The following is a 15,410-nucleotide window of genomic DNA, read 5'->3' as shown; positions in this document are numbered from 1 at the left end:
GGACGTAACGTCCTGCAAAATGGGGGATTTTCCTCTGTGCCTTTGCCCGTGAGTGAGTGCCGGGCAACGCGGGAATTTACGGCGATGAATCCTACCCGTTCTGCAGGAACGAAGCAAAATATACCGGGCAGATGCACAGGCTGATTTGTAAGAATCCATCCTGATGCACAAAAACAAAAAAACCGGCCATTTTCAGGCCGGTAAAAGCTACAGGGATGGAAACAGGAGGGTTGGGTTAGCGATAAATCTCTGCGGTGCCGCTCCACAGGCTGGAGTCGCCTGGGTTATCAACGCCGATAACGCGGTAATGGCTGGCACCCATCTCTTCGGCTTTTTGCGACAACTGGCGATTAGCATCGTCCAGTGAGCCGCGAACGCCGGAGACCGACACGCTGCCGATGCTCTGCATATTCTGAGCCTGTGACCGGTCGACCGGCGCAGCAGCAAAAGTGGCAAAGGAAGCGGTAGCCAGTAGTGCGCCCGCCAGTACAGCATTCAGCTTTTTCATTGGATGCTCCTTAATCTGCGATCGGGGTTGAGCTGATGACTGGATGAATTATTAGCGTTGCAATGAAAAGCAACATCGGGACGATGTAAACCTGTTCCTTTTTTAACCACAAACCGGTAGCCCATCCTGGGAACTGTCAGTTGAGGTCATTTTATGTGCGATGTGTAACCGTCTGTGCGATAAACAGGGAAGGGATCATTTGCGTTACGCTATTGCGCTCTTATAATTCCCGCACTTTCAACAGGGCCATCCATGTGATTGTTAAACGTTCCGTTACTCAAAGTATCGCTAAGGCGCTCAGCGCTATTGTCCTGCTGTCGCTGCTTACCACCGGTCTCGCCTTAGTCACGCTGCTCAGCAGTCAGCGCGATGCAGAGGCGATCAATCTGGCGGGATCCCTGCGCATGCAGAGCTATCGCATGGCATGGGATGCCAGCCGTCAGCCACAAAATCTTGCGCATCACCTGACGCTCTATCAGCAAACGCTTGATGCCCCGGTGCTGCAAAAGCTGGATCGGCCCTGGGTGCCACGCGAAGTCAGCGCTCGCTATCAGCGACTGCGCGCTGCATGGCCATCCCTGCAGCAGCAGTTGCAGCAGGGTGATACCGTGGCATACCAGCAGCAGGTGCCGAACTACGTCGGTGAAATCGATCGCTTTGTACTGGGTTTGCAGCGCTATACCGAGCTGAAAATGCGTCTTGTGGCGGCCAGCAGTCTGGCAGGTGTTATTGCAATCGTCGTGCTGGCACTGATGACGATTCGCTTTACCCGGCTACAGGTGGTGCGGCCACTCAATGCGCTGGTCACGGCCAGTCGCTACGTCGAAAGCGGCAACTTTGCTTTTCCGCCGCTGCACGTTGAGCACCAGAATGAACTGCGGGTACTATCACACGCCTTTAGCGGCATGGCGGCGCGTCTGCACTCGCACTATCAACTGCTGGAAAGTACGGTACGCGCGAAAACGGAAGACTTAACCCAGGCGAATCGCACGCTGTCACTGCTTTACGACAGTTCGCAGATGCTGACGGCCAGCCCGTTGCACCCGGCACTGTTTGAGGCCGTGTTGACCACTGTGCTGACGCGCGAAAAACTGACAGCGATCCGGCTGGACAGCGACCAGTTTCAGTTCTGCGCGGGCGATGCTCAGGCTGACGGTGAGTGGCAGCGTCTGCCGTTACAGCAGGACGACCAGCAGATTGGCGAACTGCGCTGGCAGTCGGCTGGCGTTACGTATCCCAATGAGCTGATGCGCAGCCTGGCGGCGATGCTGGGACGGGCCATCTGGATCTGGCAGGCACAGCAGCAGTATCAGCAGATGCTGCTGATTGAAGAGCGCGCCACCATTGCCCGGGAACTCCATGACTCGCTGGCCCAGTCGCTCTCGTTTTTACGTATTCAGCTGACCCTGCTGCGCCGCACTGTGGATAAGGATGACAGCGCCGCCCACGCGATTATCGCTGACTTCGATCAGGCGCTGGCCGATGCCTACCGTCAGCTGCGTGAGCTGCTGACCACATTCCGCCTGACCATTGAGCAGGCGGATCTGGTGGCGGCGATGCAGGCGATGATCGCCTCGTTGCAGGAAAAAAGCGGCGCAGAAATACACTTTAACTATCAGACCGGCCTGCAGAGTCTGGAGGCACAACAGCAGGTGCATGTGTTGCAGATTGCCCGTGAGGCGCTGCTGAATGCCATTCGTCACGCCAGCGCGCAGGTGATTCGGGTGGATTATCAGCACAGCGAACATGGTGAGCACTTACTAACAATTACCGATGACGGGGTGGGAATGAGCAGCACTGACGAACCTGCGGGCCATTACGGCCTGACGATTATGACGGAGCGTGCCCAGCGTCTGAGTGGCAATCTGACGATTCACACTCAGCAACGAGGCACCCGGGTCGAACTGCGCTTTCCACCGCAGCCGGCGCGCTCACTGACATAGAGCGCCCGGCGTGATGTTAACTTATTCAGATAATCTATCGGTCTCAGCATGCAGGCCAGCAGGTACGGAGCCATTGGGTACCAGCCCTGCTCTTATGCTGCCGTCTGAAGCCGATGAAATGGAGAACCTATGCAACAGCCCGCATTAACATTGATGATTGTGGATGACCATCCGCTGATGCGCCGCGGTGTTCGTCAGCTGCTGGCGCTGGATCCCCGACTTGAGGTCATCTCAGAAGCCAACAACGGCACGGAAGCGCTGGCTGAAGCCCGCCGTCAGGAACCCGATATCATTCTGCTCGACCTGAATATGAAAGGTATGTCCGGACTGGATACGCTGAAGGCGTTGCGCCATGAAGGGATCAGTTCACGCATTCTGGTCCTGACTGTCTCTGACGCCCGCAGTGATATCTTCGCCATGGTGGATGCGGGTGCCGATGGCTATCTGCTTAAGGACAGCGAGCCGGAAATCCTGCTGGGGCATATTCTGCAGGCATCGCAGGGTGAAAAGGTCTTCAGTGAAGGCGTGGCCCGTTATCTGGCTAACCGCCAGCACAGTGCCGATCCCCTGCGTCAGCTCACCGGGCGCGAGTGCGACGTGCTGCAGGAGGTAGCGCGCGGCCTGTCGAATAAAGAGATCGCGGCTAATCTGCATATCTCTGAAGAGACCGTAAAAGTGCATATCCGCAACCTGCTGCGTAAGCTGGATGTCCGCTCACGCGTCGCCGCCACGGTGATGTGGCTTGAAAGCCGCAAATAGCCAACGAATTTACATTTTCTCCTCAATTTCTCCACGATTTCCCCCGCTGCCGCACGTAGAGTAAATGGCGGCGGAAAATCGTGGCATAGATCATCCGGTTTGCCCGCCAGTGCGCCCGTTGCCGGTGGGCCTGAACGTTTATGAAAGTCCCTGAGGAGTGTCGATTTAATGTCGAATTTCTTTATCGACCGTCCCATCTTTGCCTGGGTTCTGGCGATTCTGCTGTGCCTGTGTGGCACGCTTTCGATTATTTCGCTGCCTGTTGAACAGTATCCCGATCTGGCACCCCCCAACGTGCGCATTACCGCCAACTATCCCGGCGCATCCGCCCAGACGCTGGAGAATACCGTTACCCAGGTCATCGAGCAGAACATGACCGGCATCGATAATCTGATGTACATGTCCTCGAACAGCAGCAATACCGGTCAGGCACAGATCACCCTCACCTTTACCGCCGGGACCAATCCCGATGAAGCCCGCCAGCAGGTTCAGAACCAGTTGCAGTCAGCGCTGCGCAAATTGCCGCAGGCGGTACAGTCGCAGGGCGTGACGGTCAATAAAACCGGTGACAGTAATATTCTGATGGTCGCCTTCGTCTCAACCGACGGCAGTATGGATAAGCAGGATATTTCAGACTATGTCGCCAGTAATATTCAGGACCCGCTGAGCCGTATTGACGGCGTCGGCCAGGTAGACGCTTACGGCTCGCAATATGCGATGCGCATCTGGCTCGATCCTAACAAACTGATCGCCTACGCGCTGACCACCGACGATGTGGTCAGTGCAATTCAGTCGCAGAACAGCCAGGTTGCCGTGGGTCAGGTCGGTGGTCTGCCATCTGTAGAGAAGCAGGCGCTGAACGCCACGGTGAATGCCCAGTCGATGCTGCAGACCCCCGAGCAGTTCCGGGCCATTACCCTGAAGAACAACCCCGACGGTTCCGTGGTGACGCTGGGTGATGTCGCCAGCGTGGCGCTGGGCGCAGAAAAGTATGATTATCTGAGCCGCTACAACGGCCAGCCCGCGTCCGGTCTGGGGGTGAAGCTCGCATCCGGTGCCAACGAGATGAACACCGATAAGCTGGTGCGCGCACGCATAGAGGAGCTGTCGCACTACTTCCCGCACGGGCTGGAAGCAAAAATTGCCTACGAAACCTCGCCGTTCGTTAAAGCGTCGATCACCGATGTGGTGAAAACACTGCTGGAGGCGATCGTGCTGGTGTTTGGCGTAATGTACCTGTTTATGCAGAACTTCCGCGCCACGTTAATCCCGACTATTGCGGTGCCGGTGGTGCTGTTCGGTACTTTCAGCGTGCTCTATGCCTGCGGGTTCAGCATCAATACCCTGACCATGTTTGCCATGGTGCTGGCGATAGGACTGCTGGTGGACGATGCCATCGTGGTGGTGGAAAACGTTGAGCGCATCATGCACGAAGAGGGACTCTCGCCGCGTGCCGCCACGCGAAAATCGATGGGACAGATTCAGGGCGCGCTGGTAGGTATCGCGCTGGTGCTCTCTGCGGTGTTTGTGCCGATGGCGTTTTTCGGCGGTACCGTCGGCGCTATTTACCGTCAATTCTCGATCACCATTGTTTCGGCGATGGTGCTGTCGGTGCTGGTCGCGATGATCCTGACACCGGCGCTGTGTGCCACCTTGCTGAAACCCGTGGCGAAAGGTGAGCAGCCTGAACGTCGCGGCTTCTTCGGCTGGTTCAATCGTCACTTTAATCGCAATGCTGACCGCTATGAGCGCGGTGTTGCAGGCATTCTGCGCCGGGGGGGCCGCTGGCTGCTGCTCTATCTCGGCATTATCGGCCTGATGGCGTTTCTGTTTCTGCGTCTGCCCACCTCGTTTCTGCCGCTGGAGGATCGCGGCGTCTTCCTGACTCAGGTCCAGCTTCCGGCAGGCGCAACGCTGGAGCAAACCGCCAGCGTGGTCGCGAAAGTCGAACACTATTACCTCACCGAGGAGAAGGCCAACGTGCTGTCGGTTTTCTCCACCATCGGCGCTGGCCCGGGCGGCAATGGGCAGAACGTGGCGCGTCTGTTTGTGCGGCTGAAAGACTGGGAAGATCGGCCCGGTGCCGATCGCACCTCATTCGCCATTATCGATCGTGCAACTCAGGCGTTTCAGAAGATTAAAGAGGGGCGTGTGATTGCCAGCAGTCCGCCCGCCATTACTGGCATGGGCAGCAGCTCTGGCTTTGACATGCAGTTGCAGGATCACGCGGGTATCGGTCATACGCAACTGATGGCGATGCGTGACAAACTGCTGGAGATGGCGGGCAACGATAAGTCGCTATCGCGGGTGCGGCACAATGGACTGGATGACAGCCCGCAGCTGCAGATCGATGTGGATGCCCGTAAAGCGCAGGCGCTGGGCGTGTCGCTGGACACCATTAACGACACCCTGACTACCGCATGGGGCTCCAGCTATGTGAATGACTTCCTGGATCGTGGCCGGGTGAAAAAGGTCTATGTGCAGGCCGCCGCCGAATTCCGCATGCTGCCGGACGACATCAACAAGTGGTACGTGCGCAACAGCAGCGGCAAAATGGTGCCCTTCTCTGCTTTTGCCAGCAGCCGCTGGGAGACCGGTTCACCACGTCTTGAACGTTACAACGGCTATTCGTCGCTGGAGATTGTCGGCGAAGCGGCGAATGGCGTCAGCAGCGGTACGGCGATGGATGAGATGGAAAAGCTGGTCAATGCCCTGCCGCTGGGCGTCGGGTTCCAGTGGACCGGTGCTTCATATCAGGAACGGCTCTCGGGCTCGCAGGCTCCAGCGCTTTATGCGATTTCGCTGCTGGTGGTGTTCCTCTGTCTCGCGGCGCTGTATGAGAGCTGGTCGATCCCGTTCTCGGTGATGCTGGTGGTGCCGCTGGGTGTGGTGGGCGCGCTTATCGCCACCTGGATGCGCGGGCTGGAGAACGATGTCTACTTCCAGGTTGGCCTGCTGACGGTGGTAGGACTATCCGCCAAAAACGCCATCCTGATTGTTGAGTTTGCTAATGAGATTAACAGCAGAGGCCGTGAACTGGTGGAGTCCACGCTGGAGGCGTCGCGTCAACGTCTGCGGCCGATTCTGATGACCTCCCTGGCCTTTATTTTTGGGGTGCTGCCGATGGCAATCAGTAGCGGTGCAGGTTCCGGCAGCCAGCACGCCGTGGGAACCGGCGTAATGGGCGGGATGATCTCCGCCACGCTGCTGGCGATCTTTTTTGTGCCGCTGTTCTTTGTGCTGGTCCGCCGTCGTTTCCCGCTGAAAGAGAAACCGCACGACTAACGCTAAATAAAAAGCGGCCCCTGAGATCAGCGGCCGCCTTATTTCTGTGTGTGGTAAGAATGTCAGCAAGCGGGAATGACCTGCTTTTTTCTCCACGTGTTACTTGTTGCGTAACATCGCTTCGATGAATTCTTTCCAGGTTCCCATTTCAGTGTCAATCATAATGCCCTCTCTTATTGTGCTGGCAATATTACGCGCTTTTTTTAAGCAGGTGAATACGTTTACACCTGTTATACCTATCGGCAAGCCTCACAAAAACATGAATGTTGCTGATTCTGGAAGCTGACGCACATTTCAGCAACTCCTTAACCTCATTGAAGATAATTTATTTTAAGCCCAGCGGTAGACTATTTTATCAACATGGCGAAATTCTTAAGCACGCATCGATAAGCAGGGTAATAATTGCCTGCGAAATTGATAGCGTTTACCCGCGGGGACATAACGACTGGGTGTGCAGGCTATCCGGACCGATTCCCGCGCCAGCGCGGATGCCGCAACCGATCACACTATGCTAAACTCGCGCTTTGGCTGCTTTTTCAGCTTTCTCTTCTCACAGGACAAAAAGGATCGGGCAATGAGCACGCAGTGGGTGATGTTCGGGATTAAAAATTGCGACACCATAAAAAAAGCCCGGCGCTTTTTGACAGATGCAGGCGTTGATTATCATTTTCACGACTACCGTGCCGATGGGCTGAGCGATGCCCTGCTACAGGAATTTATCGATGCGCTGGGCTATGAAGCCCTGCTTAACACACGCGGCACGACCTGGCGTAAACTGCCCGAGGCTGATCGTGAAGCGGTTAACGATGCCAGTAGCGCCAAAGCGCTGATGCTGGCGCATCCCGCCATGATTAAGCGTCCGCTGTTGCGCACCCCGGATGGCTCCCTGCTCGCCGGTTTCAGCGAAGCCACCTATCAGAATGCTATTCAGGAGAAGCCATAATATGTTTTGCCCGGTCATTGAGTTGACGCAGCAGCTTATTCGTCGCCCCTCTCTCAGCCCCGATGATGCCGGTTGTCAGGCTCTGCTGATCGCCCGTCTTGAAGCCATTGGCTTTAAGATTGAAACGATGAACATCGACGATACCCTGAATTTCTGGGCCACCCGTGGCGAAGGTGAAACGCTGGCGTTTGCCGGTCACACCGATGTGGTGCCGCCTGGCGATGCCAGCCGCTGGATTAACCCGCCATTTGAACCCACCATCCGCGATGGCATGCTGTTTGGCCGTGGCGCGGCTGACATGAAAGGCTCACTGGCGGCCATGGTGGTGGCCGCCGAACGCTTTGTGGCGGTGCGTCCCAATCACCGGGGCCGCCTCGCCTTTATGATTACCTCTGATGAAGAGGCCAGCGGGACCAACGGCACGGTTAAAGTGGTTGAGCGGCTGATGGCGCGTCGTGAACGCCTGGACTACTGTCTGGTCGGCGAGCCTTCCAGTACGGAAGTTGTCGGTGACGTGGTGAAAAATGGTCGACGCGGCTCAATTACCGCCAACCTGACGGTACACGGTGTGCAGGGCCACGTCGCCTATCCGCATCTGGCGGATAATCCGGTTCACCGGGCGATGCCCGCGCTGACTGAGCTGGTCGCGACGGAGTGGGATCAGGGAAATGAGTTCTTTCCGGCCACCAGCATGCAGATTGCTAATGTCCAGGCGGGCACCGGCAGCAACAATGTGATCCCCGGCGAGCTGTTTGTGCAGTTTAACTTCCGCTTCAGCACTGAACTTACCGATGAAATGATCCGCCAGCGGGTCGCTGAGTTGCTGGATCGTCATCAGCTGCGTTACACCATCGAGTGGAAACTCTCGGGTCAGCCCTTCCTGACCTCACGCGGTAAGCTGGTGGATGCCGTCGTGAAAGCTGTAGCGCACTATAATGAAATTAAGCCGCAGTTGCTGACCACGGGCGGCACCTCCGATGGCCGGTTTATCGCCCGGATGGGCGCGCAGGTGGTGGAGCTGGGGCCGGTGAATGCCACCATTCACAAAATCAATGAGTGTGTGAAAGCCTCCGACCTGCAGATGCTGAGCCGGATGTACCAGCGCATCATGGAACAACTGATCGCCTGACGGCGATGTTAAGGAGCAGCAAATGGAATTTATTAAAGATTACTGGTGGATCCTGGTGATCCTGCTGATGGTTGGCGTGCTGATGAACGTTTATAAAGATCTGAAACGCATCGATCACAAAAAATTTATGGATAACAAACCTGACCTGCCGCCGCATCGTGATTTCAACGATAAGTGGGATGACGACGACAACTGGCCGAAGAAGAAGTAAACGAAAACGCCCCTGCAAGGCAGGGGCTTTTTTACATCATTGCGATAACGTCATCATCACCCGGTTTTGCGCCGCTTAACGCCTCATCAAAGTAGCGTTTTGGCACCGTATAGCGCAGATGATTCAGCGCCAGCTCCATGCTGCGGTTATCGATGGCGTGCGCCAGATCGTCAACAATATCCAGCGTGACGTCGCCACCGCAGGCAGTCAGCCGCTGTTCTGCCAGCCGGGCATGGTGCATCGGGATCTGCTCGTCATAATCACCGTGGATCAGGTGAATCGTGGTGCGGGTGCTCGCTTTCTCTGGCAGGGTAATAAACCGGCCGTTAAACACCACTGCGCGACCTGCCAGATCCGGATGGGCTTTAACCCCTTCCAGTACCATACTGCCGCCCTGCGAAAAACCAACTAAGGCTGTCGCCTCCGGCCGCACGCCGCTCTTTTTTTGCCAGTGACGCACCGACGCAACAAACTGCGGCATGGCCGCATCAACCCGCTGCTGGATAGTCTGATCGTGCAGGTCAGTCTCGCCAAACCACTGACGACCCACGCCGGGTGAACCGACAGAAACCACCAGCGCGTCAGGAAAGGTTTTCGCAAACCAGTTGCCAATCTCACCCATTGAATCCGGGTTATCGCCAACGCCGTGATAGAGCAGAAACAGCTGTGCGGTAGTGGCAGGCTGTTGAACGATTACATATTTCAGTGTCATGTTGACCTCCTGTGTTCACTCTACGCCGCCTGGCACAAAATGATATGAGGATAATTTGAACCAGCTGGTCGAATTATTTCAACGGCCGGTGCAGCGCGTCAGCAGTAACGCCCAGGCTTTCGAGGGCTGAAGCCGCCTGCTGACGTAGCTTAGCTATCAATGCTTTGCGGCCGCTTAAGCCCGCCTGCCGGGCCAGGTCGCTTAGCGCATCAGGTGCAGCAACTGCGGAGGCCAGCAGCGGTATGGAGACGGCACTGGACTCAACCAGGCGCTGCAATACCGGCAGACTCGACTCAAGTGGCCGCTGCGCCCAGGCGAAACCGACGGCCAGATAGCTATCCTGAGCAGTTAATTCGTCGTCCGTGGTCTTATCAAACTGCAGTTCCAGCGCGATATGCTGCCGCAACCGCGGCCAGTCACGCGCCAGCTGTTCTGCTGCCCGGCGCGTCAGTGCATCACCCGCAGCAGAACAGGGCAATAGTGCCATCGCCGCGTAGCAGCCGCTGCTGGCTTCCCGCTGACTGCCGATCCTTACCAGCGTAAAGCCGCAGGCGCGCCAGAACGCCCAGAGTGATTCAGTGTAGCCGAAGCTGACAGAGAGGTAGTCGTGATCGGCAGCCGCATTAGCCGCCGCAGCAACAAGCTGCTGTCCGGTTCCCCGACGACGACTCTCCGCCGCCACAGCAATCCGGCTGATGCGTTGCGAGCGCAGGGTTGCCGCCTCAACCAGACCGGCGTGAGCGGCCAGCGACTGTGCAACCAGATTGCCGCGCGGTCGCCGGGTGCCCGCCCAGACCGCCTGCGCCAGCTCAGGTTCCAGCCCCCCCTCCTCCACCAGCCAGAGCGCGCCCTGTAACGCGGGTGCATCGCCCGCCCGCCACAGCTGCATACCGGGTGCATCCAGCAGGCGGCGCAAATCAAGCGGCGACGTGCGGTAGTGCGCGCTGGTGAGCAGACGATAAGCGGCATCCAGCGCGCTGAAATCATGCCGTTCAACACGATGCGGTGTTAACGGAGAATCGGGCACAGTGGCGCTGGCATCCTCAAACAGCAGCGCCTGATTCAGCCACTGCTCCAGCGGATCAAAACGCGACCAGCGTAGGGGCTCGTCCAGTGTGAAATAGTGAACGCCGGTAAGCCCGGCGCAGAATTTAAGGATAAAGCCGCGCCCGCTGCCTTCATAGCCCTGAACGGTGGTGGTGAGCAATACGCGGGGATAGCGGCTGACCAGCGCCTGCAACAACGGTGCCGGGATCGCCGCTGCTTCATCCACAATCAGCCACTCCACCTGGAGCGGCGTCTCCAGCGCCAGCAGTGCATCGGGTGCCATAAAGTGAAAATGGTCAGCGGCAAAAGCAGCCAGCACCTCTGTTGAGGCTTTGGCCGGTGCCGTCACCAGGCAATGTCTGTTCTGCCGGGCCAGCATTCCCGCCAGCGCCGATTTACCCCGCCCACGGGCAGCGGTCAGTACGGCGACACCCGGGGGCAGCGCCATCAGCTGCTTGAGGATCGCCTGCTGTTGCTGTGGTGCCTGACAGTGCCACTGCGGCCAGTCCGGCTGTGCCGGAAAACGGCAGGGCTGATGCTGTCGATCCAGCAGCACCTGGTCATCCGCCAGGATTAGCTGTTGCAGGTGGTGAACAAAATGAGGGGTTGCGATGGGTTCAGCGACGTCCGCCCAGCGCAGACTGTCGCTGTCAGGCTGTTGCGACCACGCTTGCCAGGGGGGTACCAGCAGCAGCAGCCAGCTTCCGGCGGTGAGCGTACCCGCCAGCGCCGCGAAAGCCTCGGCATGAAAGCCCTGGCGGGCATCGAATATCGCATGATGGAATTCGCGTCCCAGCAACGTGCGTACTGCGCCAGGTGTTTTATGCAGGTGTGACTCTTCAGATGAAGCAAAGAATAGCGGTGCCGGGCTTAGCTCCAGCCAGTCGCCAGGCAACGCATCACGCCACGCCGCAGCCCGACCTAAGCACCAGGCCGGGTCGCCGCTGATGACTGCCAGACGACGCACACCGGCCTGTTGCATAAGCTGCGTTGAGATCATCAGTTGCTGGCGAAGGTGTTGCACTGTCCTGGATCGCCACCATCAAACCCGCGCTTAAACCAGGTGTAGCGCTGCTCAGAGGTGCCGTGGGTGAAGCTGTCCGGCACGACGCGGCCCTGACCTTTCTGCTGCAGACGGTCATCGCCAATCGCCTCAGCGGCATTCAGCGCTTCCTGCAGATCGCCTGCTTCAAGGATGTTTTCCTTCTGCATATAGTGTCCCCAGACACCGGCAAAACAGTCCGCCTGCAGTTCCATTTTGACGGAGAGCTGATTCACCTGCTTTTCGCTGGCACCCTGCTGCATTTCACGCACTTTCGGCTCAATGCCCAGCAGTTTCTGGACATGGTGGCCCACTTCATGCGCGACGACGTAGCCCTGGGCGAAGTCACCGCCTGCGCCCAGCTTGGTTTTCATCTCGTCATAGAAAGAGAGGTCGATGTAGACAGTCTGATCGGCAGGACAGTAGAACGGTCCCATCACCGACTGCCCGGTTCCGCAGCCGGTGCGGGTTGCACCGCGATACATCACCAGCTTCGGCGCTACATACTGTTTGTTCATCTGCTGGAACAGCTTGCCCCAGGTGTCTTCCGTGGTGGCCAGGATCACTTTCGTGAATTTCGCCGCCTCGTCATCATTGGCACTGACGCTGCGCTGTTGCTGCTGGCTGGTCGGTGCAACGTCACCCCCCGTCAGCAGTCCGGTCAGGTCATATCCGTAATAACCGGCGACTGCCACCACGATCAGTAACACGATACCGCCTTTGCCACGCGGCAGACGAATCTGGCGGCCTCCGCCACCTGAACCGAACGATTGATCGCGACGGTCCTCTACATTGTCGCTTTCGCGACGCCCTTGCCAGCGCATGCTGTATTCCCTCAGTCATTTTTCAGATGGCATGATTTTAGTTGTGTGACGGTGCAATCACCAGCTTTACCCTGAAATGAAACAAGGAGAGCCGGGGCTCTCCTTATTCTGTGTGCTTTCTTTCTGCGCTGCAGGCAAACTCAGTCGAGTTTCACGCCAAGCCGCTGTGCCACCGCTTCATAGGCTTCAACCACACCGCCCAGGCTCTGACGGAAACGGTCTTTGTCCATTTTATCCAGCGTCTCTTTGTCCCACAGGCGCGCACCGTCTGGCGAAAACTCATCGCCCAGCGTCACTTCGCCGTTAAACAGACCAAATTCCAGTTTGAAGTCGACCAGAATCAGGCCCGCATCGTCGAACAGTTTGCTCAGCACGTCGTTGGCTTTAAAGGTCAGCTCCTGCATCCGCGCCAGGTTCTGTTTGCTCACCCAGCCGAAGGTCTCACAGTAAGATTCGTTGACCATCGGGTCGTGCTTTGCATCATCTTTCAGGAAAAGATCAAACAGCGGCGGATTGAGCACAATGCCCTCTTCCACGCCCAGACGCTTTACCAGCGAGCCTGCGGCACGGTTACGCACCACGCACTCGACCGGCACCATCTCCAGCTTCTTTACCAGCGCTTCGGTATCGGACAGCAGCGCTTCCATCTGGGTCGGGATACCTGCTTCCTGCAATTTGGTCATGATGAAGTGGTTAAACTTGTTGTTAACCATTCCTTTGCGATCAAATTGCTCGATTCGGGCACCATCACCTGCTGACGTATCGTTGCGGAATTCGAGTATCAGCAGATCCGGGTTATCGGTGCTATATACGGTTTTCGCTTTACCGCGATACAACTCAGCTCGCTTTTGCATCTTGTTCACTCCAGACTTGAAATAACGGGTGTTCAGCGACCAGTGCCGCTGCGGCGATTGCCTTGACGCAATCGTTTACTTCGCCGCGCGCTATTATGCCAAAAACAAAATAAAAAGGCCGGAGAATCTCCGGCCTGAGGCAACTTTATTTGTTCAGCGCCGCCTGGAACACGGCCACCAGCGCATCGTTCTGCGACTGGGTCAGCACATGCCCTTTCGGGTCGATGAATTGCAGACTGGTACGGTTGTCGAGATCGCCGACCTGCACTTTGTAATCACCGTTTGGTAATTCCGGATCTTTTGCACCGACTGAATCCCAGTCGCTGCTGCCTGGTGACTTGTAGGTCACCTTCATGCTGCCGGTTGAGCGGGTGGTATCGGTCACTTCCATCCCGACGCGTTTCATCGCATCTGGCAGACGCTGCCATGCCACGTTGTATGGCGTACGCAGGATCAGCATGGGCAGACCGGTGTCATCTGCGCCGCTCTGGACATCAATAGCGCCACTTACCCGGCCTGATGCCGCGTTTTCACTGGCGGTATCAATCTTATCCAGACCGCTGCTGATTTCATTCAGCATCTGCGCGGTGTAACGCTGGATCTGCACAGGTGACGTAATGGTTTTACCATCCTGCTGCAGCTCCAGCAGACGCACGGTAAGCTGCTGCTGATAGCTCTGCGACTGCACGCTGATCTGATAGCGGCCACGATACTGCTGATCTTCATCAGCACGGTTCCACTGCACCCAGTCGGTCGTCAGCTGCTGACCGGCATCGTTACGTGAAGCAATCGGGAATTTGTTTGACTCAACGACGTTAACGACCCGTGACCAGACTGAACCGCGGCTGTTATCGATCATCAGCGCACCGGTATTATTGCTGAACTGCGCGCGCGTCCCGTTCATCAGCGCCAGCGGCTGGGCTGGCGGACGGATATCGAGCTGCTTGCCGGTTGGTGCCTGGCTGCTGGTGCGCGGCACATCATAGTCACCACGCTGAACCGGCAGGATCATACCGGCTGGCGCTTTCAGTTCACTTAACTGGCTGGCTTCAAGATAAGATTCGTCACCGCTGACCTGGCGCTTATAACGCTGATCGCTTGAACAGGCCGACAACAGCATCAGAGTAGAAAGCCCGACTACTGTGGCTACTGTTGACCGCTTTACTGAGTAATTCATTCAAACTCCCTAAATTATCGCAAACCCGCTTTCACCAGCGCCTGCTCCACTTTCGGCTGGCCGGCTGCAGTCAGTGGCGTCATTGGCAGACGCAGCGTGTCGTTAGCGATTAATCCTAGCTGTTTCGCAGCCCATTTCACCGGGATAGGATTGGGTTCACAGAAAAGCGTCTGGTGCAGGTGCATCAGACGCTGATTCAGGCGGCGTGCTTCAACGAAATTGCCCTGCTGTGCGAGTTGACACAGCTCGACCATTTCACGTGCAGCCACATTTGCGGTCACCGAAATGACGCCTTTGCCGCCCAGTTGCATAAAGTCCAGCGCAGTCGCGTCATCGCCACTCACCAGAATAAAGTCTTCATTGACCAGCTCTTGGATCTGACTAACCCGCGATAAGTTCCCGGTTGCCTCTTTGATTCCGATAATATTTTTAATTTCGGCCAGACGGGCAACGGTTTCCGGCAGCATGTCACACCCGGTACGCGAGGGAACGTTATACAGCATCTGCGGCAGGCTGGTGCTATTCGCAATCGCTTTAAAGTGCTGGAACAGCCCTTCCTGCGTCGGACGATTGTAATAAGGCGTCACGGTCAGGCAACCCACGACGCCGGAATTTTCAAAACGCTTCGTCAGAGAGATGCCTTCAGCGGTGGCATTTGCACCGGTTCCTGCAATCACCGGAATACGGCCATCGGCCAGTTCCAGGGTCAGCATCACCACATCACCATGTTCTTCATGGCTCAGGGTCGCAGATTCGCCTGTGGTGCCGACGGAAACGATCGCCGCGGTGCCGCTGGCGACGTGATAATCAATCAGTTTTTTCAGACTCGACCGGCAGACATTACCGCTGTCATCCATTGGCGTAACGAGTGCAACAATACTTCCCGTAAACATTGGCGATCCCCTCGACAAACAAGTGCTTCATGGTACGTTTTACACTTAGGGAAAAGCAAGCAAGCCACGCCATTCCCGCGCTT

The 15,410-nt window shown here is 57.0% G+C and carries 13 protein-coding genes; 6 read left to right on the top strand and 7 right to left on the bottom strand.

What is annotated here, in order from left to right; genetic code table 11:
* Positions 1 to 235 precede the first annotated feature (235 nt).
* Positions 236 to 508, bottom strand: a complete 273-nt coding sequence (locus tag F3I44_RS00505; protein WP_150012523.1) for a DUF1471 domain-containing protein — start codon at positions 506 to 508, stop codon at positions 236 to 238.
* Between the two features lie 254 nt (positions 509 to 762).
* Here F3I44_RS00505 and narQ point away from each other — a divergent pair, with 254 nt between their 5' ends.
* The 6 genes from narQ (at position 763) to F3I44_RS00475 (ending at position 8,778) form a co-directional block, all read left to right on the top strand.
* Positions 763 to 2,451: a nitrate/nitrite two-component system sensor histidine kinase NarQ gene (gene narQ, locus F3I44_RS00500; protein WP_150012525.1), complete on the top strand. Its 1,689-nt coding sequence runs from the start codon at positions 763 to 765 to the stop codon at positions 2,449 to 2,451.
* Between the two features lie 129 nt (positions 2,452 to 2,580).
* A complete protein-coding gene (locus tag F3I44_RS00495) occupies positions 2,581 to 3,210 on the top strand; it encodes a response regulator (protein ID WP_150012527.1) in 630 nt (209 codons plus the stop codon).
* Between the two features lie 168 nt (positions 3,211 to 3,378).
* The gene (acrD, locus tag F3I44_RS00490) at positions 3,379 to 6,495 is read left to right on the top strand and encodes a multidrug efflux RND transporter permease AcrD (RefSeq protein ID WP_150012529.1); all 3,117 of its coding nucleotides are present in this window, start codon (positions 3,379 to 3,381) and stop codon (positions 6,493 to 6,495) included.
* 574 nt (positions 6,496 to 7,069) lie between these two features.
* The gene (locus tag F3I44_RS00485) at positions 7,070 to 7,438 is read left to right on the top strand and encodes an ArsC family reductase (protein WP_150012531.1); all 369 of its coding nucleotides are present in this window, start codon (positions 7,070 to 7,072) and stop codon (positions 7,436 to 7,438) included.
* 1 nt (position 7,439) lies between these two features.
* Positions 7,440 to 8,567: a succinyl-diaminopimelate desuccinylase gene (gene dapE / locus F3I44_RS00480; protein ID WP_013358682.1), complete on the top strand. Its 1,128-nt coding sequence runs from the start codon at positions 7,440 to 7,442 to the stop codon at positions 8,565 to 8,567.
* A gap of 22 nt (positions 8,568 to 8,589) precedes the next feature.
* Complete coding sequence (locus tag F3I44_RS00475) at positions 8,590 to 8,778, top strand: YpfN family protein (protein WP_003848800.1); 189 nt, start codon at positions 8,590 to 8,592, stop codon at positions 8,776 to 8,778.
* 31 nt (positions 8,779 to 8,809) lie between these two features.
* Here the strand turns inward: F3I44_RS00475 and ypfH are convergent, their stop codons facing one another.
* The 6 genes from ypfH to dapA all read right to left on the bottom strand — a co-directional run bounded on the left by ypfH (position 8,810) and on the right by dapA (position 15,327).
* Entirely contained in the window at positions 8,810 to 9,490 is a 681-nt protein-coding gene (ypfH, locus tag F3I44_RS00470; protein WP_150012533.1) for an esterase, read from the bottom strand.
* A 73-nt stretch (positions 9,491 to 9,563) separates the two neighbouring features.
* Positions 9,564 to 11,537: a tRNA(Met) cytidine acetyltransferase TmcA gene (locus F3I44_RS00465; protein ID WP_150012670.1), complete on the bottom strand. Its 1,974-nt coding sequence runs from the start codon at positions 11,535 to 11,537 to the stop codon at positions 9,564 to 9,566.
* Complete coding sequence (locus tag F3I44_RS00460; protein ID WP_150012535.1) at positions 11,537 to 12,403, bottom strand: neutral zinc metallopeptidase; 867 nt, start codon at positions 12,401 to 12,403, stop codon at positions 11,537 to 11,539. Before F3I44_RS00460 ends, F3I44_RS00465 begins: the two co-directional genes overlap by 1 nt.
* Positions 12,404 to 12,543: 140 nt before the next feature.
* The gene (gene purC, locus F3I44_RS00455; RefSeq protein WP_013358686.1) at positions 12,544 to 13,257 is read right to left on the bottom strand and encodes a phosphoribosylaminoimidazolesuccinocarboxamide synthase; all 714 of its coding nucleotides are present in this window, start codon (positions 13,255 to 13,257) and stop codon (positions 12,544 to 12,546) included.
* Positions 13,258 to 13,402: 145 nt separating this feature from the next.
* Entirely contained in the window at positions 13,403 to 14,434 is a 1,032-nt protein-coding gene (gene bamC / locus F3I44_RS00450) for an outer membrane protein assembly factor BamC (RefSeq protein ID WP_150012537.1), read from the bottom strand.
* 14 nt (positions 14,435 to 14,448) lie between these two features.
* Positions 14,449 to 15,327, bottom strand: coding sequence for a 4-hydroxy-tetrahydrodipicolinate synthase (gene dapA / locus F3I44_RS00445; protein WP_010260008.1), 879 nt, complete (start codon positions 15,325 to 15,327; stop codon positions 14,449 to 14,451).
* Between the last annotated feature and the right edge of the window lie 83 nt (positions 15,328 to 15,410).

It is taken from the genome of Pantoea sp. F_5, from assembly GCF_008631595.1.
Taxonomy (GTDB): Bacteria; Pseudomonadota; Gammaproteobacteria; order Enterobacterales; family Enterobacteriaceae; genus Pantoea; species Pantoea gossypiicola.
This window is presented reverse-complemented; position numbering and strand designations above follow the sequence as displayed.